The 26,211-nt window shown below is 62.1% G+C and carries 22 protein-coding genes; 8 read left to right on the top strand and 14 right to left on the bottom strand.

Annotated features, from left to right (window positions below; all coding sequences use genetic code 11):
• The first annotated feature begins 46 nt into the window (after positions 1 to 46).
• Both HH303_RS13625 and HH303_RS13630 read left to right on the top strand, forming a co-directional pair.
• Positions 47 to 733: a response regulator gene (locus tag HH303_RS13625; RefSeq protein WP_169626335.1), complete on the top strand. Its 687-nt coding sequence runs from the start codon at positions 47 to 49 to the stop codon at positions 731 to 733.
• Positions 730 to 2,115, top strand: coding sequence for a sensor histidine kinase (locus HH303_RS13630; protein WP_169625918.1), 1,386 nt, complete (start codon positions 730 to 732; stop codon positions 2,113 to 2,115). The genes HH303_RS13625 and HH303_RS13630 overlap by 4 nt, the downstream gene beginning before the upstream one ends.
• A gap of 22 nt (positions 2,116 to 2,137) precedes the next feature.
• On the opposite strand, the gene HH303_RS13635 is transcribed toward HH303_RS13630, so the two are convergent.
• Positions 2,138 to 3,106 carry a response regulator gene (locus HH303_RS13635; RefSeq protein ID WP_169625919.1) on the bottom strand — a complete coding sequence of 323 codons (969 nt, stop codon included), beginning with the start codon at positions 3,104 to 3,106 and terminating at the stop codon, positions 2,138 to 2,140.
• Positions 3,107 to 3,242: 136 nt separating this feature from the next.
• Between HH303_RS13635 and sppA the strand changes: the two genes are divergently transcribed.
• Entirely contained in the window at positions 3,243 to 5,009 is a 1,767-nt protein-coding gene (sppA, locus tag HH303_RS13640; protein WP_169625920.1) for a signal peptide peptidase SppA, read from the top strand.
• A 7-nt stretch (positions 5,010 to 5,016) separates the two neighbouring features.
• On the opposite strand, the gene HH303_RS13645 is transcribed toward sppA, so the two are convergent.
• From HH303_RS13645 to sucC, 7 genes are all read right to left on the bottom strand, one after another.
• A complete protein-coding gene (locus tag HH303_RS13645; RefSeq protein WP_169625921.1) occupies positions 5,017 to 5,793 on the bottom strand; it encodes a class I SAM-dependent methyltransferase in 777 nt (258 codons plus the stop codon).
• 21 nt (positions 5,794 to 5,814) lie between these two features.
• Entirely contained in the window at positions 5,815 to 6,147 is a 333-nt protein-coding gene (locus HH303_RS13650; protein ID WP_169625922.1) for an AzlD domain-containing protein, read from the bottom strand.
• Positions 6,144 to 6,890, bottom strand: a complete 747-nt coding sequence (locus HH303_RS13655; RefSeq protein ID WP_169625923.1) for an AzlC family ABC transporter permease — start codon at positions 6,888 to 6,890, stop codon at positions 6,144 to 6,146. Before HH303_RS13655 ends, HH303_RS13650 begins: the two co-directional genes overlap by 4 nt.
• Positions 6,891 to 7,044: 154 nt before the next feature.
• Complete coding sequence (gene odhB / locus HH303_RS13660; RefSeq protein WP_169625924.1) at positions 7,045 to 8,313, bottom strand: 2-oxoglutarate dehydrogenase complex dihydrolipoyllysine-residue succinyltransferase; 1,269 nt, start codon at positions 8,311 to 8,313, stop codon at positions 7,045 to 7,047.
• A 75-nt stretch (positions 8,314 to 8,388) separates the two neighbouring features.
• Positions 8,389 to 11,460 (bottom strand): 2-oxoglutarate dehydrogenase E1 component, encoded by a 3,072-nt coding sequence (locus tag HH303_RS13665; protein ID WP_169625925.1) that lies wholly within the window; start codon positions 11,458 to 11,460, stop codon positions 8,389 to 8,391.
• A gap of 90 nt (positions 11,461 to 11,550) precedes the next feature.
• Positions 11,551 to 12,426, bottom strand: a complete 876-nt coding sequence (gene sucD / locus HH303_RS13670) for a succinate--CoA ligase subunit alpha (RefSeq protein ID WP_169625926.1) — start codon at positions 12,424 to 12,426, stop codon at positions 11,551 to 11,553.
• Positions 12,426 to 13,622 carry an ADP-forming succinate--CoA ligase subunit beta gene (sucC, locus tag HH303_RS13675; RefSeq protein ID WP_169625927.1) on the bottom strand — a complete coding sequence of 399 codons (1,197 nt, stop codon included), beginning with the start codon at positions 13,620 to 13,622 and terminating at the stop codon, positions 12,426 to 12,428. Before sucC ends, sucD begins: the two co-directional genes overlap by 1 nt.
• A 592-nt stretch (positions 13,623 to 14,214) precedes the next feature.
• On the opposite strand from sucC, the gene HH303_RS13680 reads away from it, so the two are divergent.
• Entirely contained in the window at positions 14,215 to 15,753 is a 1,539-nt protein-coding gene (locus tag HH303_RS13680; RefSeq protein WP_169625928.1) for a DEAD/DEAH box helicase, read from the top strand.
• On the opposite strand, the gene HH303_RS13685 is transcribed toward HH303_RS13680, so the two are convergent.
• The 4 genes from HH303_RS13685 to HH303_RS13700 all read right to left on the bottom strand — a co-directional run bounded on the left by HH303_RS13685 (position 15,750) and on the right by HH303_RS13700 (position 17,995).
• Positions 15,750 to 16,262 carry a GNAT family N-acetyltransferase gene (locus HH303_RS13685; RefSeq protein ID WP_169625929.1) on the bottom strand — a complete coding sequence of 171 codons (513 nt, stop codon included), beginning with the start codon at positions 16,260 to 16,262 and terminating at the stop codon, positions 15,750 to 15,752. The genes HH303_RS13680 and HH303_RS13685 overlap by 4 nt on opposite strands.
• On the bottom strand, positions 16,255 to 16,899 hold the full coding sequence (locus HH303_RS13690; RefSeq protein WP_169625930.1) for a TetR/AcrR family transcriptional regulator: 645 nt from the start codon (positions 16,897 to 16,899) through the stop codon (positions 16,255 to 16,257). Before HH303_RS13690 ends, HH303_RS13685 begins: the two co-directional genes overlap by 8 nt.
• A 191-nt stretch (positions 16,900 to 17,090) precedes the next feature.
• Positions 17,091 to 17,288 carry a hypothetical protein gene (locus HH303_RS13695; protein WP_169625931.1) on the bottom strand — a complete coding sequence of 66 codons (198 nt, stop codon included), beginning with the start codon at positions 17,286 to 17,288 and terminating at the stop codon, positions 17,091 to 17,093.
• 131 nt (positions 17,289 to 17,419) lie between these two features.
• Positions 17,420 to 17,995: a peptidylprolyl isomerase gene (locus tag HH303_RS13700; protein ID WP_169625932.1), complete on the bottom strand. Its 576-nt coding sequence runs from the start codon at positions 17,993 to 17,995 to the stop codon at positions 17,420 to 17,422.
• 175 nt (positions 17,996 to 18,170) lie between these two features.
• On the opposite strand from HH303_RS13700, the gene HH303_RS13705 reads away from it, so the two are divergent.
• The 4 genes from HH303_RS13705 to ppdK all read left to right on the top strand — a co-directional run bounded on the left by HH303_RS13705 (position 18,171) and on the right by ppdK (position 24,671).
• Entirely contained in the window at positions 18,171 to 18,791 is a 621-nt protein-coding gene (locus HH303_RS13705) for a hypothetical protein (protein WP_169625933.1), read from the top strand.
• A 158-nt stretch (positions 18,792 to 18,949) separates the two neighbouring features.
• Positions 18,950 to 19,855, top strand: coding sequence for a glycine--tRNA ligase subunit alpha (locus HH303_RS13710; protein ID WP_169625934.1), 906 nt, complete (start codon positions 18,950 to 18,952; stop codon positions 19,853 to 19,855).
• Positions 19,855 to 21,954: a glycine--tRNA ligase subunit beta gene (gene glyS, locus HH303_RS13715; protein ID WP_169625935.1), complete on the top strand. Its 2,100-nt coding sequence runs from the start codon at positions 19,855 to 19,857 to the stop codon at positions 21,952 to 21,954. The genes HH303_RS13710 and glyS overlap by 1 nt, the downstream gene beginning before the upstream one ends.
• A gap of 50 nt (positions 21,955 to 22,004) precedes the next feature.
• Positions 22,005 to 24,671 carry a pyruvate, phosphate dikinase gene (ppdK, locus tag HH303_RS13720; protein ID WP_169625936.1) on the top strand — a complete coding sequence of 889 codons (2,667 nt, stop codon included), beginning with the start codon at positions 22,005 to 22,007 and terminating at the stop codon, positions 24,669 to 24,671.
• On the opposite strand, the gene HH303_RS13725 is transcribed toward ppdK, so the two are convergent.
• Together HH303_RS13725 and HH303_RS13730 are read right to left on the bottom strand one after the other, a co-directional pair.
• Positions 24,668 to 25,090, bottom strand: a complete 423-nt coding sequence (locus tag HH303_RS13725; RefSeq protein WP_169625937.1) for an endonuclease domain-containing protein — start codon at positions 25,088 to 25,090, stop codon at positions 24,668 to 24,670. The genes ppdK and HH303_RS13725 overlap by 4 nt on opposite strands.
• A 149-nt stretch (positions 25,091 to 25,239) precedes the next feature.
• Positions 25,240 to 26,112 carry an NAD(P)-dependent oxidoreductase gene (locus HH303_RS13730; RefSeq protein WP_227421829.1) on the bottom strand — a complete coding sequence of 291 codons (873 nt, stop codon included), beginning with the start codon at positions 26,110 to 26,112 and terminating at the stop codon, positions 25,240 to 25,242.
• Positions 26,113 to 26,211 lie beyond the last annotated feature (99 nt).

Here is a 26,211-nt window from a genome sequence, read left to right on the forward strand (position 1 = left end):
CGGAACGATTTTTTTGCGGCGCGGCGCTGTCTATACTGATCGGATGATGGACGACACGCATATCCTCGTGGTGGATGACGACGCGCGCCTGCGGACGCTGCTGCGCGATTATCTGACGCGCGAGGGATTCCGGGTCACCCAGGCGGAAGACGCCGCCGATGCGCGTCAGAAAATGTCGGGCATGGTGTTCGACCTTATGATCCTGGACGTGATGATGCCGGGGGAAAGCGGCTATGAATTGGCGCGGTCCGTCCGGAGTGAAACCGGCGTGCCGATCCTGATGCTGACCGCGATGGGGGAAACGGGGGACCGCATTCAGGGGTTGGAGGCGGGGGCCGACGACTATCTGCCGAAGCCGTTCGAACCGCGTGAGCTGGTCCTGCGCATTCATTCGATTTTGCGCCGCGTGCCCGCGCCGGAAGAACCCAAACGGTCCGCCGTGATCAAGCTGGGCGGCCTGATTTTCGATCTGGGCCGCGAATTATTGCTACAAGACGATGTGCCGATCCGGCTGACGACGACGGAAACCGCCCTGTTGAAACTGTTGGGTGGGGAGCCGGGTCGGATCATGAGCCGCGAGGAACTGACCCGCGTGCTGGAAATCGACGGTGGCGACCGCGCGGTCGACGTTCAGATGACGCGCCTGCGCCGGAAGGTCGAACCCGATCCGAAACTGCCGCGTTACCTGCAAACCGTCCGCGGGCGCGGCTATGTTTTGAGGCCCGACGGATGAGCCAATCCGGTGTGAGCCGCTCCGGTAAGAGCCCTTCAGGTCTGGGGCCGATCGGGTCGACCTTCCGGTCGATCCGTCTCGCGATCAAAAGCGTGTTGCCGAAAACGCTGTTTGGTCGGGCCTTGATGATCATCGTTATGCCGCTGGTTCTGTTGCAGCTTGTCTCCGCCTGGATTTTCTATGACAGGCATTGGGATACGGTGACATGGCGCTTGGCGACCGGCGTGGCCGGGGATATCGCCAATACGATCGAACAATTGCGCCGTCATCCCGATGAAAAAGATGCGATCCTGCTGACCGTGAAACAGAATATGGAACTGGACGCAGTTCTGTATCCCGGCGAAATCCTGGCCAACGAACAACAGGAAATCAGCGGTCTTCTGGACACCTTGCTGGCCCGTGCGATGGACGAACGGGTGAAGCGGCCCTTCGTGATCGACAGTTCCTCTTTCCGTAAACAGATCGTTCTGAACGTCCAATTGAAGGACGCGGTGCTGACCGTTGTCGTGCCCGGAAACCGGCTGTTCAGTTCCAGCACCTATATCTTCATTTTATGGATGGTGGGGACGTCCCTTGTCCTGTTTGCGATCGCGTCGATCTTCATGCGCAATCAGGTTCGTCCGATCCGGCGGCTGGCCCGGGCGGTGGAAAGTTTCGGCAAGGGCCGGGAACCGGAAAAGGACTTCAAGCCCGAAGGTGCATTGGAAGTCCGACAGGCCGCCCATGCCTTCAATTTGATGTCGGAACGAATCCGCCGTCAGATCCGGCAGCGCACGGATATGCTTTCAGGCGTTAGTCACGACCTGCGCACGCCGTTGACCCGGATGAAACTGCAACTCGCGATGCTGGGCGATTGGCCGGAAGCGGCGGAATTGGGCGCGAATGTCGTCGAGATGGAAAAGATGATCCAGGATTATCTGACCTTCGCGCGCGGTGAGGGTGGCGAGAAATCCGTCGAATGCGACTTGTCGGAGCTTGTGTCGGATCTTGCTTCGAAATGGCAGGCCGGTGGCATCGCGATCGACTGCCATGTTGAAGGGAAGATCGTCACCTGGCTGAAGCCGAACGCCTTCCGGCGCTGTATCGACAATCTGATCGCCAATGCGTCGCGCTATGGCACCCAGGTTTGGGTCCAGGCCGGTCGCCGTGGGGCGTCCATCGAGGTCTTGGTGGACGACAACGGCCCCGGCATTCCTGAGGAAGAGCGCGAAGATGCCTTCCGACCCTTCTATCGCCTGGACCGGTCCCGCAATCCGATGACCGGCGGCACCGGGTTGGGTTTGTCCATCAGCCGCGATGTGGCGCGGACCCATGGCGGCGACATCATCCTGGAAGATTCCCCGCATGGCGGCTTGCGGGCGCGGGTACGCCTGCCGTCGTGACCCTGCCGTAGCAGTAGGGAAACTAGTTTTTCTGCTTTTTCGATTCGTAGGTCGAAACGGCGCTGGAAATCTGCGACGCGATATCGACGGCGGAATCGTGCGGGTTGAAGGCCGCGACAATCGCCTCCGACAGCGGTTTCAGTAGGCTGATATCCTTTTCGTCGGGCAATGTGATGGCGTCGCTGATGGACGACGCGACCCGGATCATGGTGCTGCACAGGCTGCTGACATGTTCGTATTCCGTCCCCTTCATTCGCTCGCCCGTATCGCGGGACACCTGAATCAGGCGGTCGACGGACTGGATACGCTCGTCGGTAACTTCCATTTTCGCGAATTCCGGCAGTAGCAGATTGACCAGAAATCCGATCTGGAAGGCGTTGCGTTTCAGTCGTTGATCGTTGATATCGCGCTGCGCTTCCTGGATCAGCGAGTCAATATTGCCGCGGTTGATCGGTTCGCCCTTCACCTTCGCCCGCAGCGTGTTCGGAACCTCGATCGTCGGGATATTGCTCTCGCGCTCCAGATCCTTGCGGCGGTCGGGACCGATATAATCGCTGGTCACGACGAAGGGTTTGCGGTTGTTCACCAGCGCCCGGATGCGATCAAACAGTTGGGCCGGGCTAAGCGGTTTGACCAGCATGTCGTCGGTACCGGATGAGGCGACCCGCTGCACCAATTCGCGTGTCGGCTCCCAGATCGTCACGATCACCGGAATGAAGGGATTCTTGCCCAATCGGTTGTGCCGCACTTCGGTGATCAGCGCGTCGGCCTCGCCCTCGTCCATCTCCGAATCGATCAACAGCAGATCCGGCTCGCCCTTGGCCAAGGCCTCGCGAACAGGATCGGCCTTGTCGAAGTCACGGACATCACTGAAGCCTTCGCGGTTCAGGGCCGCGCGCAGGGCATGACGCAATCCGGCTTCCGGTTCACCGAACAGGATTGAAACGTTTTTTGCCGAACTGGGCTTTTGCTGGGTGCCGGAAGCGCTCATCGCATGGGTTATTCCATAGTTTCGGGCATGAATGCAATCGATGCCTGGAAATGTTTGTTAACGACCTGCGGCGCGATCCGTCCGGCCCCCCAACTCAATGGTAGACCATTTCGGGGACAATGGGCATAGTCCAGCCATGCGATTGATCGGAAAAATTCTGCTGTGGTTGTGCGCCGGGACCGGTGCGCTTGTTCTTGTTACGGTTCTCGCCGTGGTTGCGTTCACCGCATCGGTGCGCGATCGCGCCCCGGATTTGCCGGATAGCGCGGTTCTGACCATGGACTGGAACGGGACGATCCCGGAATATTACGCGACGAAGCCGTTGTTCGAACCGGTGCCGCCCGCAACCCTACTGGAAACCGTGCAGACGATAGAGGCCGCCGCCGCCGCACCGGAAATCAAGGCAATCGCCGTTTATCTCGGCGAGGAACCTCTCGGCTTCGCCCGGGCGGAAGAATTGGCGGATGCGATCCGTCGCTTCCGGGCGTCGGGTAAGAAAGCCTATGCCTATTCCTACGACCTCGCCGCACTGGGCGACGGAACGCCGGAGGTCATGCTGGCCGCCGCCTTCGATAAGGTCTGGATGCAGCCGTCGGGCATGGTCGGGCTGACCGGTGTAGCGCTGGAAGTCCCGTATTTCGCGGACGGTCTGGATGAGTTGGGAGTCGAGGCGGAATTCGAACAACGCCATGAATTTAAGGGCGGTGCGGACCCGATGACCCGTGCGGGGATGTCCGAACCGGTCCGGCAGTCCCTGACCGATCTTGCGCAAGGCATGCTGAATACGGCGGTCCGGTCCATCGCGGCGGATCGCGGTTTGCGCGACGATGTGGTGCGCCGTCTTGTCGATACCGGCCCTTTCCTGGCCGAAGAGGCCGTGTCGGTCGGTCTAATTGATCGGCTGGACTATGCTGGGGCGTTCGAGTCCTGGGTGGATGAACAGGTCGGCGGTATGCCGGACTGGGTTGAGGTGCCCTTGGTTCGCGCGGCCCTGGCGGATCGGCAGGATCAACCGGCGGAGGCCCATGTCGCGGTCCTGTTCGGGATCGGCCCAATCGGCGTCGATGGGTCCGACCCGTTCGGCGAGACCGGATTCGATGCGACCGGCCTGACCTTGGAACTGGAAGATATTGCGGCCAACGGCGGCTACGACGCCGTGCTGTTGCGCGTCGACAGTCCCGGCGGTGCTTATGGTCCGTCGGACGAGGTCTGGAACGCCGTGCAGATGGTTCGGGATGCGGGCATTCCGGTGGTGGTCAGCATGGGCGACATGGCGGCCAGCGGCGGCTATTTCGTCAGTGTCGCGGCGGATCATATCGTTGCGCGGGAATCGACGATTACCGGGTCCATCGGTGTCTATGGCGGCAAGTTCAACGCGAATGCGCTGTGGGACAAGCTGGGCGTGAACTGGGAACAGATCGCCGTCGGTCGCAATGCCGGGATGTGGAGTATGAATCGGCCCTTCGACGCGGACGAAAAGGAACGCTTCGCGCGGTCCATCGACTTCGTTTACACCGATTTCACCAGCAAGGTCGCCGCGGCGCGCGGCCTTGACGCGGCGGCCCTGGATGCGGCCGCGCGTGGGCGTGTTTGGACTGGGGCGGCGGCGAAGGACGTCGGCCTGGTCGACGAATTGGGCGGTTACGATACGGCGTTGAATGCGGTTCGGCGTCTTTTGACCCTGGATACGACTGCGGCCTTGGAACTGAAGATCCTGCCGGAACCGGCCTCCCCCTGGGACGCCCTGATGGAGGCTGCCCGATCCGGCGATTTTTCGCCCTATCTGATGGACAAGACAGCGGCGGGCATCGTGGCGGGTCTGGAAAAGAAAGTGGGGGGGATCGGGCTTCTGACCGCGCCTCGCGGCATGCTCAGCGCTCCGCCGGTTCGGGTCGTGCGGTAACCGTCCGTCAGCCGGGTTTCCGACCGAAAAGATGCGTCGGGCGCAACGCGCCCTCGTCTACCGCGCGTTGCCTTAAGGTATAGCTTTCGACGCGGTTTTCCGCGCCGTCCCGGCCGATGGCGGCGACCAGACGGTCGAAGCCGTCGCCGGTTACCATGGCGGCCTCGTTCTCGATTTCCTTATGATACCAGGCATGCCGGTCGTTCACGCGGACATCGGAAAATCCGGCGGCGGTCAGCGCCTTTTCGGTCATGGCGGGGGTGAAAAAAGCCGCATCCAACCCCATTGCCGCGCCCCATTCCACCAAGATGTCGGGGACGGTCCTGTCATCCGCCCCGCCGCGCAGCCAATCGCTGGCGACGAACAGCCCGCCCGGTTTCAACACGCGTAGGATTTCGGCGTAAATTCCAGCCTTGTCCGGGATGTGCAGCATCGCGTCTTTGCTGAATACCGCGTCGATGGACGCATCTTCCAACGGTAGGGGCCCTGGCGTGACCAGCCGGATATCGATCCGATCGGTCAGGCCTTCGCGTGCCACACGGGCTTTCGCGTGATCCACCAGTTGCGGTTCCACATCGATGCCGATGACATGTTTCGCCCCATGCTCCCGGACCAACAGGCAATCGATGCCACCGACACCGCAGCCGATATCCAGAACCGACAGGCCGGACAGGTCGACCCCGGTCAGCATCGTCGCGACTTCCGCCGGACCGCCCGGCGACAGGAACCCGTCGCCCCAGATGGCCTGCAATGCGGTGATGAAGGATTCCGGATAGTGCAGCATGCTCCCCTCCTCGATCGTTCTTTAAAGTCCGGCGGCGACGATCCCCGCATAGGCGCCGACACCGCCGAGCAACCCGAGCGGCACGGATTTGCGCGTCAGGAACCAGGTCACGAATCCGACCAGGAAGGCCGCCGCGCGCCAGCCCATGGATACCAGATCGATATCGCCGCCGGGCATCAACAATACCCGCGCCATCAATCCGGCGACCATGGCATAGGCAACGCAGCCGATCCAGACGAACAGGGGGCTGTCGGCCCGCACTCGGCTGGCGATGGTGACACCCAGAAAGCGCCAGACGAATGTGCCCAATGCGCCGATGACGATGGCGGACCAGAGTGCCGGGTCATCGGTCATTGGTCTGTATCCCGCTCGGGGAACAATTTGGGCGATATCAGGAAGGCGATCGTTCCTCCGACAAGTCCGGCCGCGATGACCGCCCAATCCCCAAGCGTTGGGAACAGACCGACCCCGATCGCGACGCCGAACGCGACGGACAGCCTGTTGATCCATTGCCGCGCGCCGGAAATCAGCAACAGCAGATACAGCGGCGTCATGAAGATCGTCACGGTCAGCACGGCCGGCGGCACGACCCGGCCCAGTTCATGGCCCGTTGCGGTGCCGATCAAACCGGCCATGAACAGCGTCAATGCGAAACCGATGTAATAGGTCACCCGCTGCGGTGGAGGGACATGATCCGCGCGGGTCATCATCTGTACCCAGCACGTGATCGCCATGGCCTGCATTAACGCCAGCCGCCCCAGATATGGGATGCGCCGGTTACCCAGAACGGCGGACAGGCCCGTCACCGCCATGGGCAGCATGCGCAGATTGGCCAAGGCCACGGCGACGAAGACCGCAACCAGCCCACCGCCGCCGGAATGGATTTCGATCAGCGCGACCTGACCGGCGATGCCCCAGACCAACCCGGTGATCCCGACCGCCGGTAATAGCTCCAGCCCGGCATCCTGACACATCGCCCCGAACCCGACCATGGTCAGTCCCAGGCCCAGTGCCGGAACGCCGATACAGTCCCGCATCCCGGACAGGAAGGGGTGGGGCAAGGGAGAGGGGGCGGTCGTCGGGATACTGTCAGCCATAAGAAGGGAAATGCGCCTTTCTGTGACCTTAGCTTGCCTTGTTCACACGAACCCTTCAATCCGAGCCTGGGATTAAACACCAGTGCCTTACGGTATGAAAAAAACGAAAGAGGCCCCGCGATAGGGGCCTCTTCCAAATCCCGTGGGAAACCGATCACACGTCGATCAGCAGACGCGCGGGGTCTTCCAGCATTTCCTTCAGACGAACGAGGAAGGTCACCGCCTCGCGGCCGTCGATGATGCGGTGGTCGTAGCTGTGCGCGACATACATCATGTTCGCGACGACGATCTCGCCCTTCGCATTCACGACCGGGCGCTTCTGGATCTTGTGCATGCCCAGAATGCCCGATTGCGGCGGATTGATGATCGGGGTCGACAGCAGAGAGCCGAAGACACCGCCATTCGTGATGGTGAAGGTGCCGCCCTGCATTTCGGCCATGCTGAGCTTGCCGTCACGGGCACGGCGGCCGAAATCGGCAATCGCGCCTTCGATTTCGGCGAAGCTTTTCTTGTCGGCGTCGCGCAGGACCGGAACCACCAGACCCTGCGGCGTGCCGACGGCGATGCCGATGTCGTAGTAGTTCTTGTAGATGATCTGATCGCCGTAGATTTCCGCGTTCACCGCCGGCAGTTCCTGCAGCGCGGCGACGGCGGCTTTCACGAAGAAGGACATGAAGCCCAGCTTCACGCCGTGCTTCTTTTCGAACTTGTCCTTGTAGTCGTTGCGCACCGCCATCATCGGACCCATGTCGATCTCGTTGAAGGTGGTCAGCATCGCCGCCGTGTTCTGCGCTTCCTTCAGGCGGGTCGCGATGACCTTGCGCAGTTTCGACATTTTGACGTGTTCTTCACCGCGCGGATCGACATTGCGTTCCGGCATGGCGTCATAGGTCGGCGTGGCCGGCTTCGGTCCGCCGACGGCGGCCGGGGCGGCAGCCTTCGCGGCAGGCGCCGGGGCCGATTTCGCGGCCTGGACGTCTTCCTTCAGCACCGTGCCCTTCGGGCCGCTGGGTGCGACCTTGGACGGATCGATGCCTGCTTCCGCAGCCATTTTCGCGGCGGCCGGGGAAACGCCGGTCGCCGCAGCCGGTGCGGCGGCGGGTGCCTTTTCTGCAGGCGCGGGGGCCGGTTCGGCGGCTTTGGCCGGGGCAGGGTCCGCCGCTTTCGGCGATTCATTGCCTGCCGCACCTTCTGTGATGCGGCAGAGCAAGGCACCGACTTCGACTTCGGCGCCGTCTCCGGCGACGATTTCCGTCAATGCCCCCGCGACCGGGGACGGTACTTCGATGGTTACCTTGTCGGTTTCCAGTTCGACCAGGGCTTCGTCCTTGCCGACAGCGTCGCCGACTTGTTTGAACCACTGGATCACGCTCGCTTCGCTGACCGATTCGCCGAGCGTCGGCACCGTTACATCCGTCGCCATGATATCCTCTCGCCTTTTGGGCCTTCGCCAATTGTCGGTACCCTAGGCACCGTTTCCTTATGAATTACCTAACGCTTACTTCTTTTTCGCAGCCGCTTTTTTCGCAGCCGTTTTTTTTGCCGCCGCCTTTTTCGGACTGGCCTTCTTCGCAGCGGCCGTTTTCGTCACCGTTTTCGCGGTTGTGCTCTTTGCCGGAACAGACCGCCCCTTCGTCGGAACGGTCAGCGCCTCATCGACGAGGGCCTTCTGTTCCATGGCATGACGCTTGGCGCTACCCGTCGCCGGGGACGCCGCGGCGACACGGCCGACATAGCGCGGACGCGACGCCGGCTTGTGGCCGATATCTTCCAGTACCCGTTCGATCCGGCGATCGACGAAGAACCAAGCGCCGTTGTTTTCCGGTTCTTCCTGGCACCAGACGATTTCCGCGTTCGGGAAGCGCGACAGTTCCTTACCCATCGCGTGGAACGGGAACGGGTAAATCTGTTCCAGGCGCAGGATATAGACATCCTTGATACCCTGGGCATCGCGTTCCGCTTCCAGGTCGAAATAGACCTTGCCGGAGCAGATAACGACGCGGCGGATATCCTCGTCCTTCGCCAGACGGCCTGATCCGTCCGCATTGTCCCACAACACGCGGTGGAAGGTCGTGCCCGGCCCGAATTCCGACAAGGCCGAGACGCAGGCCTTGTGTCGCAGCAGCGATTTCGGCGTCATCTGAATCAGCGGTTTGCGGAAATTCCGGCGAACCTGACGGCGCAGAGCATGGTAGTAGTTGGCCGGGGAGGTGATGTTGCAAACCTGCCAGTTGTCCTCGGCGGACAGTTGCAGATAGCGTTCCAGACGGGCGGAGGAATGCTCCGGCCCCTGACCTTCATAGCCATGCGGTAGCAGCATCACCAGACCGCACATGCGCAGCCATTTGGATTCGCCCGACGCGATGAACTGGTCGATGATGACCTGCGCACCGTTCGCGAAATCGCCGAACTGCGCTTCCCACAGCACCAGGGCATGCGGTTCCGCCGAGGCGTAGCCGTATTCGAAGCCGAGCAGCCCGAATTCACTGAGCGGGCTGTCAATCACTTCGAACGGGGCCTGGCCCAGTCGGATATTGTTCAGCGGGATGTGGCGGCCTTCGTTGTCCTGATCGATCAGGACCGCGTGACGCTGGGAGAAGGTGCCGCGCTCGCAATCCTCGCCGGACAGACGGATCGTCGTGGACTCGCACAGCAACGTCCCGAAGGCCAGCGCTTCCGCCGTGCCCCAGTCGATGCCTTCCCCGGTTTCGATCATCTGGCGCTTGGCTTCCAACTGCCGGGCGATCTTCGGGTTCGGCGTGAAATTCTTCGGAACTTCGGAAATCGCATATCCGACTTCCTTCAGCAGATCCATGTCGACGGAGGTATGGCCGCGCCGCGCCCCGTCCTCGGCAATCGACAGGCCGGCCCATTTGCCTTCCAGCCAGTCGGCCTTGTTCGGTTTGAAGCTCTTTGCCGTTTCGTAACTGTCGTCCAGCGCCTTCAGGATATCCTTGCGGACATCCTCGCAGGCGGTGGCGTCCAGAACGCCCAATTCCTGCAGGCGGTTCGCGTAGATCTCGCGGGTCCGCGGATGCGTCTTGATGCGCTTGTACATCGCCGGCTGCGTGAACATCGGCTCGTCGCCTTCGTTATGACCGTGGCGGCGATAGCACCACATGTCGATAACGACATCTTTCTTGAACTTCTGGCGGTATTCCATCGCCAGTCGCGCAACATGGACGCAGGCTTCCGGATCGTCGCCGTTCACGTGGAAGACCGGCGCATCGACCGTCTTCGCCATATCCGACGGATAGGGCGAGGAGCGGGACTTGCTCGGCGCCGTGGTGAAGCCGATCTGGTTGTTGATGATGATATGGATCGTGCCGCCGGTGGCATAGCCGTCCAACTGGCTCAACAGGAAGGTTTCCGCCACGACGCCCTGGCCGATGAAGGCCGCGTCCCCATGCAGCAGCAGGCCCATGACCTTTTCGCGTTCGGCATCGCCGCGCTGATGCTGTTTCGCCCGGACCTTGCCCAGAACGACGGTATTCACGCATTCCAGGTGGCTGGGATTGGCCGTCAGAGACAGATGGACCGTCTTGCCTTCGAATTCGCGGTCGGCGGACGTGCCCAGATGGTATTTCACGTCGCCGGAGCCCATGACTGAATCCGGATTGGAGGACATGCCCTCGAATTCCGCGAAAATCTGCGAATAGGGCTTGTTCATGATGTTGGCCAGCACGTTCAGGCGGCCACGGTGGGCCATGCCCAGAACGACTTCCTCAAGCCCCAGCTGCGCGCCGCGCTTGAAGATCTGTTCCATCATCGGCACCAGGCTTTCGCCCCCGTCCAGGCCGAACCGCTTCGTGCCCCGGTATTTGGTGTCGAGATAGGTTTCGAACATATCGGCACTGGTCAGACGTTCGAAAATCGTCTTGCGACCAAGATCGGTGAAGTCCTTCCGATTCCGGCTGCTTTCAATTTTTTCCTGAATCCAGGATTTTTCTTCCGGGTCCTGAATGTGCAGGAATTCAACGCCGATATTGCCGCAATAGGTCTGGCGGCAGATTTTCACGATCTCGCGCAGGGTCGCCGATTCCAGGCCCAGATAGTAGTTGATGAAAATCGGGCGATCCATATCGCGTTCGTCGAACCCGTAGGTCGCGGGATCGAGTTCCGGATGGTTGCCCCGGTTTTCCAGGCCCAGCGGATCCAGCTTCGCTTCCATATGGCCGCGCATGCGATAGGCGCGGATCAGCATCAGGGCGCGGATGGAATCCAGTGTCGCCTGACGGATCTGATCGCTGCTCGCCGCCGGGGTGCCGCCCTTCAGCGCCGCGATCAGTTGCTGGATGGAATCCTGGTTGCGGTCCGGGTCGGACAGGGCGTCGGACAGGCTTTGGCTGCTGGCGCTGTCGCCCTGGCCCAGAACGGCGGTCCGTCGACGGGTCCAACTGGGGCCCTTGTGGTCGTCTTCCAGTAAGACCTCGCCGGGTTCCAGGCTTTCGAAATAGGTCGCCCAGCTCGGATCTACGGAACTGGGGTCGAGTGCCCATTTCGTGAAAAGCTCGGCAATATAGGTTTCGTTGGCACCGAAGAGCTGGGAATTTTCGCCGATATACGTCATGACCGGACCGCTCCTAATAATACGCCCTGAATAGCACGCTTTGTCGAAAGAAAGGCCGGCCCGGTTTGGGGCCGGCCTTGTCTTTCAGGGTTATTTACCCATGGCCTTCAGCATCGTGGACCCCAGGGCCGACGGACTGTCGGCCACCAGGATACCGGCGCTGCGCATCGCCTCCTGCTTGGACGCGGCCGTGCCTTGTCCGCCGGAGATGATGGCGCCCGCATGCCCCATGCGCTTGCCCGGGGGGGCGGTGACGCCGGCGATGAAGCCGACCATCGGCTTTTTCACCTTCGACTGTTTGATGAATTCGGCTGCTTCCTCTTCCGCGGTGCCGCCGATTTCGCCGATCATGATAATGCCCTGCGTTTCATCGTCGGCCAGGAACATTTCCAGGCAGTCGATGAAATTCGTGCCGTTGACCGGGTCGCCGCCGATGCCGATGCAGGTCGTCTGACCCAGGCCGGCCGCCGTCGTCTGCGCGACCGCTTCATAGGTCAGCGTGCCCGACCGGGACACGACGCCGATCTTACCGCGACGGTGAATGTGACCGGGCATGATGCCGATCTTGCATTCGTCCGGCGTGATGACGCCCGGGCAGTTCGGGCCGATCAGGCGCGTCTTGGAATTCGCGAGGGCGCGTTTGACCTTGACCATGTCCAGGACCGGGATGCCTTCGGTGATGCAGACCGCCAACGGGACTTCCGCGTCGATCGCTTCCAGGATCGCGTCGGCCGCGAAGGGCGGCGGGACATAGATCACGGAAGCATTGGCACCCGTCGTGTGAACCGCTTCGGCGACCGTGTCGAAGACCGGCAGGTCCAGATGGGTCGAACCGCCCTTACCCGGCGTCACACCGCCGACCATTTTGGTCCCGTAAGCGATCGCCTGTTCGGAATGGAAGGTGCCTTGCGCGCCGGTGAAGCCCTGGCAAATGACCTTCGTGTTCTTGTCGATGAGCACGGCCATCAGTTCGCCTCCTTCACGGCGGCGACGATCTTAATCGCCGCTTCTTCCAGATTGTCGGCGGAGATGATCGGCAGACCCGATTCCGCCATCAGTTTCTTACCCTGTTCGACATTCGTGCCTTCCAGGCGCACGACCAGCGGCACGTGCAGGTTCACTTCGCGGCTGGCCGCGATCACGCCTTCGGCGATGACGTCGCACCGCATGATGCCGCCGAAGATGTTGACCAGGATGCCTTCGACATTCGGATCGCTGAGGATGATCTTGAACGCCTTGGTCACGCGCTCGCGCGTCGCGCCGCCGCCGACATCCAGGAAGTTGGCCGGCTCGCCGCCCTTCAGCTTGATGATGTCCATCGTCGCCATGGCGAGGCCCGCGCCGTTGACCATGCAGCCGATCGTGCCGTCGAGCTTGATGTAGTTCAGCTCGTGTTTCCCGGCTTCCAACTCGGCGGGATCTTCTTCGTCCTCGTCGCGCATGTCGGCGACATCCGGGTGACGGAACAGCGCGTTGTCGTCGAAGTTCATCTTCGCATCCAACGCCATGACGTCGCCCGCGCCGGTCACGACCAGCGGGTTGATTTCGACCATGCTGGCGTCCAGGTCGACGAAGGCCTTGTACATGGCCGTCAGGAACTTGGTCGCGCTTTTGATCTGCTTGCCTTCAAGGCCCAGGAAGAAGGCGATGCGACGGCAATGGAAACCGGAAATGCCGGTCGCCGCGTCGATCGAAACCTTCAAGATCGCGTTCGGGTCGCGTTCGGCGACTTCCTCGATCTCCATCCCGCCTTCGCGCGACGCCATGATCGTGACGCAGCTGGTGGCGCGGTCGATCAGCAGCGAGAGGTACAGTTCCCGCGCGATGTCGCAGCCGTCTTCGATATAAAGCCGCTTCACTTCCTTGCCCGCCGGGCCGGTCTGCTTGGTGACCAGGACGTGGCTCAGCATGCCCTTGGCATTTTCGCGGACCTCGTCGACCGACTTGGACACGCGCACGCCGCCCTTGCCTTTCGGGTCGTCGGCGAAATGACCGGCGCCGCGGCCGCCCGCGTGAATCTGCGATTTCACGACCCAGATCGGGCCGCCCATGTCGTTGGCCGCCTGGACGGCTTCGTCGACCGTATAGGCGACTTTGCCGTCGGGAACGGCGACCCCGAAGCGGCGAAGGAGTTCCTTCGCTTGGTATTCATGGATATTCATCGGGTTCGATAATCCCTTTTAAGAGGGGTTGAGGAAGGGGCGTAGTCCGGCGCCGTCGAATGCGGGCGGCGGCGAGACGAAAGGGCGATCCGGGAAAACGCGAGGCGGGGCCGACGGAATAGGTCCGGCCTGGCAATCGAACAGGGATCGCACAAACGGTTCATAGGGTCCCCCCAGAAGGCCACGTGGAAACCGATATTCCCATTCCATGGCTTTTGGATGCCGCTACAATATCAGTCATCGTTGACCATTCAACCGTGTAACGCCGCAAACGGTAAGGATCGACGACGCAATCGGGATAGATCGGTGTCTTCCATACCGGGCTGCGGTTTATTCCGTTGACTTCCATACTGCAAGGCCCTATTTGCAGTGCACAAATTCGGCGGCGCGAAAAGCGTGTCCGCCCTGGCCTGCTGCGATCGCGCAGAGTTGCCCGCTGAGGGGCAACGCCTCCCGCCTCGGGCCCCAACCCTCCCCACCGTGTTGCGCGCACTTTGGGCGCATAGATAACGTCCCGTCACAGACGCGGACGGCCGCACCGTTTGGTGTGCCGTCGGCCGATGTCGGGGCGAATGAAAGACTCGTACACTCTATGACTGATACTGTTATCCAAGCCGAAGCTTCCGCGACGGAAACCGCTGCCAACGACGCCGCTGCCAACGACGCCGCCGCGAATAAGGGCCGCGTCCGATTCGAAGATCTGGGCCTCGTCGGCCCGATCCTGGGCGCGCTGCGCAATCAGGGCTTCACCGAGGCGACGCCGATCCAGGCGCAGGCCATTCCCCCCGCATTGGAAGGCCGCGACGTTCTCGGCATCGCCCAGACAGGGACCGGCAAGACCGCCGCCTTCGCGCTGCCGGCGCTGCAATATCTCGATGGCTTGAAGGGCAAACCGGCGCCGAAGACGTGCCGCGTGCTCGTCCTGTCGCCGACCCGGGAACTGGCATCCCAAATTCACGACAGCGTCAAATCCTTCGCCAACCGCATGCGTCTGTCCGTCGTCAGCGTCTTCGGCGGCGTCGGCAAGGTGCCGCAGGCCCGCGCCTGTGCCCGTGGCGTCGATATTCTGATCGCCACGCCGGGCCGCCTGCGCGACCTGATGGAAGACGGCGCGATCGGGCTTCAGGACGTGCAAATCCTGGTGCTGGACGAGGCCGACCGCATGCTCGACATGGGCTTCGCGCCGGAAGTGCGCCGCCTCGCCGCCGTCATGCCGAAGGAACGCCAAACTGTTCTGTTCTCCGCCACCATGCCGAAAGATATCCGCACGCTGGCCCATGAACTGATGCGCGACCCGGTGAAGGTCGAGGTGACGCCGGAATCGACGACCGTCGACAAGATCGAACAGAAGGTTCTGTTCGTCGACCGTGTGCGCAAGGCGCCGCTGCTGCGCAAGATCCTGACCGACGACGGTGCGGATCGTGTCATCGTCTTCACCCGCACGAAGCGTGGCGCGGACAAGGTCTGCTCGGGCCTGAAGGGCGACGGCTTTTCCGTTGCCGCCATTCACGGCGACAAGACCCAGGGCGCGCGCAAGCAGGCGCTGGCCGACTTCGCCCGGGGCAAGGTCTCCGTTCTGGTCGCGACCGATCTCGCCGCGCGCGGCATCGACGTTCAGGGCATTACCCATGTCGTGAACTACGATCTGCCGGTGGACGCCGAAAACTATGTGCACCGCATCGGGCGCACGGCGCGTAACGGCGAAAGCGGCATCGCGCTGTCTTTCTGCTCCCCGGACGAGGTCGAATTCCTGATGGCGATCCAGAAGGCGACCCGTATGGACGTGCCGGTCGACCGCGATCACAGCTATCATTCCAACGAAGCCTCCGGCCTCGCCGAAGCCATGGCCAACCGCCAAGGCAGCGGCCGCGCCCCCGCCGATCACGGTAAACCGTCCCGCAATCGCGGCCCGAAAAAGTCCGGCGGTTTCGCCGGGAAGGGCCCGAAACGCTCCGGCAAGCCGGGCGGCTTCGCGAAAGGCAATCGCAATGGCGAGTCCGAGCGCCCGCATGCCGATCGTAACGGTGGCGACCGGAACAAATCGGATCGCGGTTCGCGTAACGGCGGGAACGGTCCGAAGGCGCCGCGCAATGCCGGGCACGCCCCGCGCCGTCGCGCCAATAACGGCTAAGACCGTATTTCGGTAATCCGATCGAAGCGTTGAAGACCGACCGATCCCGACCAGGGGTCGGTCGGTTCTTCTTTGGTCAGATGGAATCCGAAAGATTCGTAGAGGCTGCGCGCCGCATCCAACCCCGCGAAGGTCGTCAGATAGGTGCGGTCGTATCCCGTCCGGTCCAGGAATTCGACGGCGGTGGCCATTAGCTGACGGCCCAAGCCCATCCCGCGTGCGGCCTCCGATACGATGAACCAGCGCAGATGCACGCCGTCCGCAGTGTCGGCGTCGACCCCGTCCAGGGTAATCGTTCCGACCAAAGTGCCATCGGGTCGATAGGCGGTCAGGAAGAGATCGCGGTCGGGATCGTATCGACCCAGGAACTCTCCCATCTCTCGCCCCAACTTGCTTTCAAACGGTGCGCCGAACCCCCATTGTGGCGCGTAATAGGCCATGTGCAGGGTGATCGCCGCCGCCATGGCGCCGGGCCGGTAGCCGTCGAAAATCAGCTTTTCGTCACGCATGGGGCATTGCGGCGGAGAGGGCCGTTCCGGCGATGGCGCGGGCGCCCGCATCGGTCAGGCTCTCCGGGGCCAGGATCAAGGCCTTCCAGACCAAGGCGATGACCACCTCGTTGACGATATCCGGTCTGATGGCGCGGGATTTCACGTCGGGATGGGATGCAACAAGCTCCCGCACGATGTCACCGCGCCCAAGGACCAGCCCCGCCTGTACGGCTGCGCGGACTTCCTCGTCGCCCGCCGCTTCACCGATCAGTCCGGCCAGGATCGCACCCGCCGGACTCGTCCGGTACAGATCGAACAGCCGTGACAGCAGGGCGGCAAGCGCCTCTTCAAGGCTTTGAGCGGGTGGGGCAGGGGCTGCACTCGGCTGCAAGATCGACCGGTCGGCCAAGCGTCCGTAGACTTCCACGAAGAGGGCCGCCTTTGACGGCCACCAGCGATAGATCGTCTGCTTGCCCGCGCCCGCCTCGGCGGCGACGGCCTCGACGGTGGTGGCGGTATAGCCGGTGCGGGCGACGCAGGCGATCGCGGCGTCCACGATGGCCTTGTGGCGTTTCCATGACCGCCGCGCCGTTTTGGCGCCGCCCATATCCGTTTCCGCCGCAAGCGGATGCAATCCGAGTGTCCAATTCTCCATACGCCATTCTTACAATAGACGAGACGTATCGTCTAGTTTAAGGATTGCTCTGATTTTCGGGCGGCGCGCGGTGTCGGGGAATGGGCAAACGCAAGAAAAGGCGTCTCAAGGAAACGGGAGTGGGGCAGTCAGGGCTTTCGGGACGTTAGCAGTAACCGCGCTAAAGGGATGCGCCGACGGTTTCGGCGGTGTTAGGCCAGGATGTTGACGATCTGGCCCGTGCCGCTGCTGTTCAGCGATTGGGAGCCACTTTGCGCGGCCGCGCCCGCATCGTCGACGATCTGCAGAATTTGTTCCTGCTGCGCGAAATCCTGTTTGAGGAGGGCAATGCCGAGTTGCTGCTGGAACTGGGCTTGCTGCAGCGCCACGGCGCCGAGGATGTCGGACATCGGATTCTCCTGTCACTCACGGGGCGCTTTCTGCGCGTCCGGTATGCAGAATAATAAATAAAACCCGCCCGGAATGCAAATGCGGCTCCGGGCGGGTTTTGAATTGTACGAGAAACGGCTTACTGATCGCCTTATTGAATGTCTGCGGCGACGCTGACCTTCACCATCGCGTCGGGATCGGAGACGGAGCCGCTCTGGCCCGCGCCTTTCTTGATCTTGTCGACGACATCCATGCCGTCGACGACCTGACCCCAGACGGTGTACTGGCCGTTCAGGAAGGACGCGTTGTCGAAGCAGATGAAGAACTGGCTATTGGCAGAGTTCGGGTCGCTGGTCCGCGCCATGCCGACCGTGCCGCGCACGAAGGGTTCCTTGCTGAATTCCTGATCCAGATCGGGATAGGTGGAACCGCCCATGCCGGTGCCCGTCGGGTCGCCGGTCTGCGCCATGAAACCGTCGATCACGCGGTGGAAGACGACGCCGTCGTAGAAGCCTTCGCGGGCCAGCATCTTGATGCGTTCGACGTGATTGGGCGCGAGATCCGGGCGCAGTTCGATGGTAATGCGGCCGAAGTCCATGTCGATATACAGGGTGTTTTCCAAATCCTGCGCGGCGGCCGGCCCTGCGGAGGCGCTGAGCGTCAGACCGACGGCGAGGGCGATGCGGCGCAGCGCGCGGGTGGAGGCCCGGGTGGGAACGAAGGGCATGGATTGTCCTTTCCTTGATTAGGGAGGGGAATTATCGTTCTCCCCATATGGTGTTCCATGGGGACATAAACCGCCGCCGAGGATCGGTAAACCGTTAGAATACGTTTTTGCCGGGATCGATCCGCAGCCAAAGGCGGAAAACGCGAAACCGGATCATGGTGTGGGGCAAGGCCTTATGATGCGTTTCTTTCAGTTCTTGGGCGCCGCTTTCCTGGCCTGCGCAACCATTCCGGTTTCCGAAGCTTTTGCAGAAACCGCCCAAACGGCACCCGTCGTGGTGCGGGTCGACGGGAAGGACCCGGAAGACGGCAGTCATTTGACCGGGGTCCGCGTCGCGTCGGAGGATTCAAAGGCTTTCCTGTTCCTGATGTGCGACAGCGACAACACCAATCCCCGCATTGTCTTCGGTCACGGCAAGGTGTTGAACAAACACACGAAGCCGATTGGGTTCGACATCTCCATCGACGGCAGACCCGTGGAGAGGCACTATTTCGCGGTGCTGCGGAATCAGAAATCCGCTGTTTTCTTCGTCCGAACGGCGGAAATGTACGAAGACCGGTTCGGCAAATCGCCGAATGTCTTCAACGAATCGTCGCGGGCGGTGAACCCAGCCTATATCGCCTGGACGGACAATATCTACAACAAGCTGACGGCGGATCTTTTCTTTGGGAAGGTCGCGGCGTTGCGTTTCACCGACGGCGAGGGAGAGAAGTTCACTTACGTTTTCCGACTGGTGCAACTCGCGGAACATATTACGCAATTGAAAGCCTGTTATGAAGCGCCCCGCGTGTACTGAAAAACTGTGTTGACCGTATGGACAGGGATTGCCCCTGAAAACGCGCTTATCCGTCGTTGATTCAGCAGGGGCGCGTCGTTATGGTGCGCCGCACCGAATTCCGGGAAACCGGGCGGTGGAGATATCCAGCGGACCCCAAACGGACCCCAAACGGACACATGAGCAAGTCGCAGCGCTCCGGCGCCACCTTTCAGGACATCATTCTGACCCTGCACCGCTATTGGGCGGATCAGGGCTGCGTCATCCTGCAGCCTTATGACATGGAGGTCGGCGCCGGTACTTTTCACTGGGCGACGACTTTGCGCTCCCTGGGCTCGAAACCCTGGAAGGCCGCCTATGTGCAGCCGTCGCGCCGTCCGACCGACGGGCGCTATGGGGAAAACCCGAACAGGCTTCAGCATTACTATCAGTATCAGGTGATGATGAAGCCGTCCCCGGCCAACAGCCAGGACCTGTATCTCGGCTCGCTTAAAGCCATCGGTCTCGACCCGATGGAACACGACATCCGATTCGTCGAGGACGATTGGGAAAGCCCGACGCTGGGCGCCTGGGGCCTGGGCTGGGAAGTCTGGTGCGACGGGATGGAAGTCAGCCAGTTCACCTATTTCCAGCAGGTCGGCGGCTTCGATTGCAGCCCTGTTTCGACGGAACTGACCTATGGGTTGGAACGGTTGGCGATGTATGTCCAGGGCGTGGAAAACGTCTACGACCTGCGCTTCAACGACACATTCTCCTATGGCGATGTCTACCATCAGGCGGAAGTCGAATATTCGAAGCACAATTTCGAACTGGCCGACACGGATATGATCCTGCGGCACTTCGAAGATGCGGAAAAGGAATGCGGTCGCCTGATCGCGGGCGGCGTGGCGCTTCCCGCTTATGACCAGTGTCTAAAGGCCAGCCATCTGTTCAACCTGCTGGATGCGCGCGGCGTCATTTCCGTCACCGAACGTCAGGCCTATATCGGCCGCGTCCGGGCATTGGCGAAGGCCTGCGCGGAAGCATGGCTGAAAGCGCAAGGCGAATTGCCGGCCGATGCGTCTTCCGATGGGGAGGCCGCGTGATGGCCGAACTTCTTCTCGAACTGTTCAGCGAGGAAATTCCGGCCCGCATGCAGCGGCAGGCGGCGGAAGATCTGAAACGTCTGGTGACCGACGGATTGAAGAAGGCGAATCTGGATTTCGCCGATGCGCGTTGTTTCTGGACGCCGCGCCGCCTGACCCTCGTGGTCGACGGACTGCCGGTCAGCCAGCCGGACCTGCGCGAGGAACGCAAGGGGCCGAAGGTCGGCGCGCCGGAACAGGCCGTGCAGGGTTTCCTGCGCGCCGCCGGCCTGGACAGTCTGGATCAATGCGAACAGCAGGAAACTGCCAAGGGCCCGGTCTGGATCGCCGTGATTGAGAAGAAGGGCGGGCCGACGTCCCAGGTCCTGCCCGGTGTGATCGACGCCGCCATCCGTGCCCTGCCCTGGGCGAAAAGCATGCGCTTCGCGGATCAGCAGTTCCGTTGGGTGCGTCCGTTGCATTCGATCCTGGCGCTGTTTGACGGCGCGGCCCTGGCCGGTGAGTTCGATCTGGGCGGCCGGACGGTTGCCTTTACGGATACGACGATGGGGCATCGTTTCCTGTCGCCGGCCCCGATTTCGGTAACGTCCTTCGATGACTACAAGGCGAAGCTGGAAGCGGCCCATGTCCTGCTGGACCCGGACGCGCGCAAGGCGAAAATTGCCGCCGATCTGGCCGCGGCGGCGGAAGCCGAAGGATTGACGGTCCTGGACGATCCGGGATTGCTGGACGAGGTCACCAATCTGGTCGAATGGCCTGCCGTGCTGATCGGCAAGATCGACGACGAATTCATGGATGTCCCGCCGGAGGTTCTGTCGACTTCCATGCGGTCGCACCAGAAATATTTCTCCCTGCTGGCGCATGACGGCACTCTGGCCGCGCGCTTCGCACTCGTCGCCAATATGACGGCGACGGATGGCGGGGCGCGGATCGTCGCCGGGAACGAGCGCGTGCTGCGCGCCCGTCTGGCGGATGCGAAATTCTTCTGGGATCAGGATCGCGCGACGAAACTGGAAGACCGGTTGCCCGCGCTGGAAAAGGTAATTTTCCACGCGAAGCTGGGCACCGTGGCGGAGCGTGTGGAACGCTTGGCCAACCTGGCCGATGTCGTGTCGGAATTCGTTCCGGACTGCGACCGCAACGATGCGCGGCGGGCAGCGCGGCTGGCCAAGGCGGATCTGACCACTGACATGGTCGGCGAGTTCCCCGAACTTCAAGGGTTGATGGGCCGGTATTATGCCCTGAACCAGGGCGAAAAAAATGTCGTCGCGGATGCGGTGGCGCAGCATTATTCGCCCGCCGGTCCGAACGACGCCTGCCCGTCCGCCCCTGTTTCGGTGTCGGTCGCGCTTGCGGAAAAGCTGGATACGCTGATCGGATTCTGGCTGATCGACGAAAAGCCGACTGGGTCCAAGGATCCGTTCGCGTTGCGCCGCGCGGCGCTGGGCGTCATCCGGTTGGTGCTGGAAAACCGTATCCGACTGAAGCTGACCCATATGATCGCGGAGGCCGCGGGCCTGTATGGCGAACAGGGCAGCGTTTCGGTCAATGTGCGCGATCTGGCCGGGATCACCCGTGATCTTCTGTCCTTCTTTGCGGATCGCCTGCGTGTCCACCTGAAGGACGAAGGCGTGTCGCACGACCTGATCCAGGCGCTGTTCGCGCTGGGGGACGAGGACGATCTGGTCCGTCTGGTCGCCCGCGTCCATGCCCTGCGCAATTTCGTCGGCAGCGAAGACGGCGCGAACCTGCTGACCGCCTATCGCCGCGCGGCGAATATCCTGCGCGCGGAAGAAAAGAAGGACAGCACCGAATATCGGGATAAGCCGGACCCGGCCCTGTTCGCGCAGGATGAGGAACGGGCATTGGCCGATGCGTTGGAAACCGCCGCGGCGGGATCGGCGGATTGTGCGGAAGCCGAAGACTTCGCCGGGGCCATGGCGGCACTGTCCGTTCTGCGGCAGCCGGTCGATGCGTTTTTCGATGCGGTCACCGTGAATGCCGACGATGCGGCGCTGCGCCGCAACAGGCTTTTCCTTCTCGCCCGAATCCGGGCGGTCATGGAGCAATCGGCCGATTTCGGCCAGGTCGAGGGGTAGGATCTCACCGCAAGAGGGTCCTCTCACAATAAAGAAAGGGTGCGCGGACGATGACCAAGTGGGTCTATAGGTTCGGTAACGGTACGGCGGAAGGTAAGCGCGAGATGCGCAACCTGCTGGGCGGCAAGGGCGCCAACCTGGCGGAAATGTCCAATATCGGATTGCCGGTTCCGCCCGGTTTCACGATTTCGACCGAAGTCTGCACCCACTATTATGACAACGGCAAAACCTATCCCGCCGAACTGGAAGATCAGGTCGCGCAGGGGCTGAAGGCCGTCGAAGAAATCGTCGGCACGAAATTCGGCGACGCGGCGAACCCGCTTCTCGTGTCCGTCCGGTCGGGCGCGCGGGTTTCCATGCCGGGCATGATGGACACGGTGCTGAACCTGGGCCTGAACGACGAAACGGTCGAAGGTCTGGCCAGGGAATCCGGCGACCGTCGTTTCGCGCTGGATAGCTACCGCCGCTTCATCCAAATGTATGGCAATGTCGTTCTGGGCGTCGAACATTTCCTGTTCGAGGAAAAGCTGGAAGACGTGAAGGACGAAACCGGCGCGGTCCTGGATACGGAACTGTCCGCCGATCATCTGGCCGACCTGATCGAACGCTACAAGGCGGTCGTGCAGGAAGAACTGGGCACCGCCTTCCCGCAGGACCCGCAGGAACAGCTTTGGGGCGCGATCGGGGCCGTGTTCAGCTCCTGGCAGACGCATCGCGCGATCACCTATCGCAAACTCCACGATATTCCGGAAGCCTGGGGCACGGCGGTCAATGTGCAGGCGATGGTTTTCGGCAATATGGGACAGGATTGCGCCACCGGTGTCGCGTTCACCCGCGATCCGTCGACCGGGGAAAACACCTTCTACGGCGAATATCTGGTCAATGCGCAGGGCGAGGATGTCGTCGCCGGTATCCGCACGCCGCAGCACCTGACCATCGCCGGGAAGCAGGCGCAGGGGTCCGACCTGCCTGCGATGGAAGAAGTCATGCCGGAAGTGTTCGGGCAGTTGTGCGACGTACGCACATTGCTGGAAAACCATTACCGCGACATGCAGGACATCGAGTTCACGGTGCAGAAGGACAAACTGTACATGCTGCAGACCCGGTCCGGCAAACGCACCAGTCAGGCCGCGATCCGAATTGCCTGCGAAATGGTCGATGAAGGCCTGATTTCACAGCAGGAAGCCGTGATGCGCGTCGAACCGCAATCGCTGGATCAGATTCTGCACCCGCGCCTGGACCCGAAGGCCGCGCGGGACGTCATCTCCAAGGGGCTGCCGGCGTCTCCGGGGGCCGCGTCGGGGGTTGTCGTCTTTTCCGCCGATGAGGCCGAAAAGCGTGCCCAGGCCGGGGACAAGGTTATGCTGGTCCGTATCGAGACCTCGCCGGAAGACATTCACGGCATGCATGCCGCCGAAGGCATCCTGACCACGCGCGGCGGCATGACCAGCCACGCGGCGGTGGTCGCGCGCGGCATGGGCCGGGCCTGTGTCGCCGGGGCCGGTGAAATCCGCATCGACTACAAGGCGGGGACGTTTACCGTTCGCGGCGAAACCGTGTCTGAAGGCGACTGGATCACCATCGACGGGTCGACCGGTGAGGTCATGAAGGGCCGCGTGCCGACGGTGCAGCCGGAACTGTCCGGCGATTTCGCCCGCATCATGGAATGGGCCGATGCCGAACGCCGCATGGCGGTGCGTGCCAATGCGGAAACGCCGGAAGACGTCGCGACCGCGCGCAAGTTCGGCGCGGAAGGGATCGGCCTGTGCCGGACGGAACACATGTTCTTCGACGGCGACCGTATCCTGGCGGTGCGGGAAATGATCCTGGCCTCCGACGAGGACGGCCGACGGGCGGCGCTGGCGAAAATCCTGCCGATGCAGCGCGGCGATTTCGAAGAAATCTTCGATATCATGAAGGGTCTGCCGGTCACGATCCGTCTGCTGGACCCGCCGCTGCATGAATTCCTGCCGCGCGAAACGGACGAGTTCGAGGAAATCGCGAAGGACCTCGGCGTCGATCCGGCCAAGATCATGGCCCGTGCGGCGCAGCTTCACGAATCCAACCCGATGCTGGGCCATCGCGGATGCCGGTTGCTGAATTCCTATCCGGAAATCTGCGAAATGCAGGCCCGCGCTATCTTTGAAGCCGCCGTGGCGATGGAAAAGAAGAGCGGCGAGGCGGTCCTGTGCGAGGTCATGATCCCGCTGGTTTCCGTGAAAAAGGAGCTGGATCTTCTGCGCGCCGTGATCATCGACACGGCTAAGGCGGTGGCTGAAGAAACCGGGACGGAGCCGAAATACACGATCGGCACGATGATCGAACTGCCGCGCGCCGCGCTGCGGGCCGGTGAGATCGCGGAGTCGGCGGAATTCTTCTCCTTCGGGACGAACGATCTGACGCAGACGACCTTCGGCCTCAGCCGCGACGACAGCGCCAATTTCCTGACGGATTACGAACGTCGGGGTATCCTGGAACATGACCCGTTCCAGACGCTGGATCAGGACGGCGTGGGTGAGTTGATCTCCATTGCCGCCGAACGGGGCCGCAAGACACGCCCGGGTATCAAGCTGGGCATCTGCGGCGAACATGGGGGCGATCCGAATTCGATCAGCTTCTGCGAAAGCCAGAATCTGGATTACGTCTCCTGCTCTCCGTTCCGGGTGCCGATCGCACGGCTGGCGGCGGCCCAGGCGGCGATCAAGAAAGCCTCTTAATCCGGAAAATCCTTATCGGAACCCCTCTCCCAAACCGGGGGAGGGGCTTTTGTTTCTCCCTCTCCCTCGGGGAGAGGGTTGGGGTGAGGGCCTCTGGAATTATGTTCCGTAATACAGGTCAAAACGCCCTCTATGTTTGCCAGCACATCGTGGTTCCAGAACCGAATGACGTGATATCCTTGAGCATTCAGAAACGTCGTTCGGTCCTGGTCCCGTTCCGGATCATGCTGGCCGCCGTCGATTTCGATGATCAGTCTCGTCTCCCGGCATAGGAAATCCGCGAAATACGGTCCAAGCGGCGCCTGCCTGCGAAACTTCATGCCGTTCAATTGCCGGTTTCTCAGGCGACTCCAAAGCTTGGTTTCGGCATCCGTCGCATTACGGCGCAAGGCTCTGGCTCTATTGATTGGGGACGGCATGCGCTAATAGTCGCAGTCCTGCGGCGAATTGCAACCGATGCCCCTCACCCCGACCCTCTCCCAGAGGGAGAGGGGGAACAAGAGGGTAAGAAGAATCGTGTGTAGAAAAACTCCCTCTCCCCTCAGGGGAGAGGGTTGGGGTGAGGGGGCTACGCCCCATTTCGGCGCATCAGTTCCAGATAGACGGCGCTGTGGTCCTTGTCGCTGTCGCCATGGGCGACCGTGTCTTCGAACAATTGCGTCGTCAGTTCCGTAACCGGCAGATCGAGCCCCAGGCTCTTGGCGAAGCCCATGGCGGTGCGGAGGTCCTTCAACTGATAGCGCGACATGCCCCCGGGGGTCCAATCCCCGTCCACCATGCGCTGACCGTGCAGTTTCAGGATGGTCGAATCCGCGAAACCGCCCAAAAGGGCCTCGCGGACCGCGGCGGGGTCGGCCCCGCCTTTCGCGGCGAGGATCAGGGCTTCCGCAACCGTCGCAATGGTGTTGCCGACGATCATCTGATTGGCGAGTTTGGCAAGTTGGCCCGATCCGGCGGGACCGACATATGTCGGGCGGCCCATGGCACGGAAGACCGGGGCCATGGCGTCGAAATCCGATTGCGTCCCGCCCGCCATGATGGCGAGCGTCGCCTCGATCGCGCCCTTCTCGCCGCCCGATACCGGCGCGTCCAGATAACCGATACCGACAGCCTGGGCCCGTTCCGCCTGACCGCGGGCGGTTTCGACGGGGATGGAGGACATGACGACCAGCCGCGATCCGGGCCGCATCGCGGATAGGACAGCGGGACCATGCTCGCCGTCTTCATAGAGAAGGTGATCGCAGGTCGGCCCGTCGCTCAGCATCAGAATGGTCGCATCCGCCCCGGCGGCGGCCTCGGCGGGAGTTTCGGTCGCCTTGAAGCCGGCCAGCTTTTCCCGCGACCGGTTCCAGGCGGTGACCGTGAAGCCCGCCTTTTCCGCATTCCGCGCTATCGGTGCGCCCATGATGCCGGTGCCGATCACGGCCAATGTCGAAACCATATCCATCCTCCCCAAAATTACGCGTCATCGAACCGTGCCCCAGCCCGACCGAAGGCTCAATGCGGAAGGCGTCTTGCCGAAATCAGGCCGATAGAGTAG

Source organism: Pacificispira spongiicola (assembly GCF_012926505.1).
In the GTDB taxonomy this organism is placed as follows: domain Bacteria; phylum Pseudomonadota; class Alphaproteobacteria; order UBA8366; family Aestuariispiraceae; genus Pacificispira; species Pacificispira spongiicola.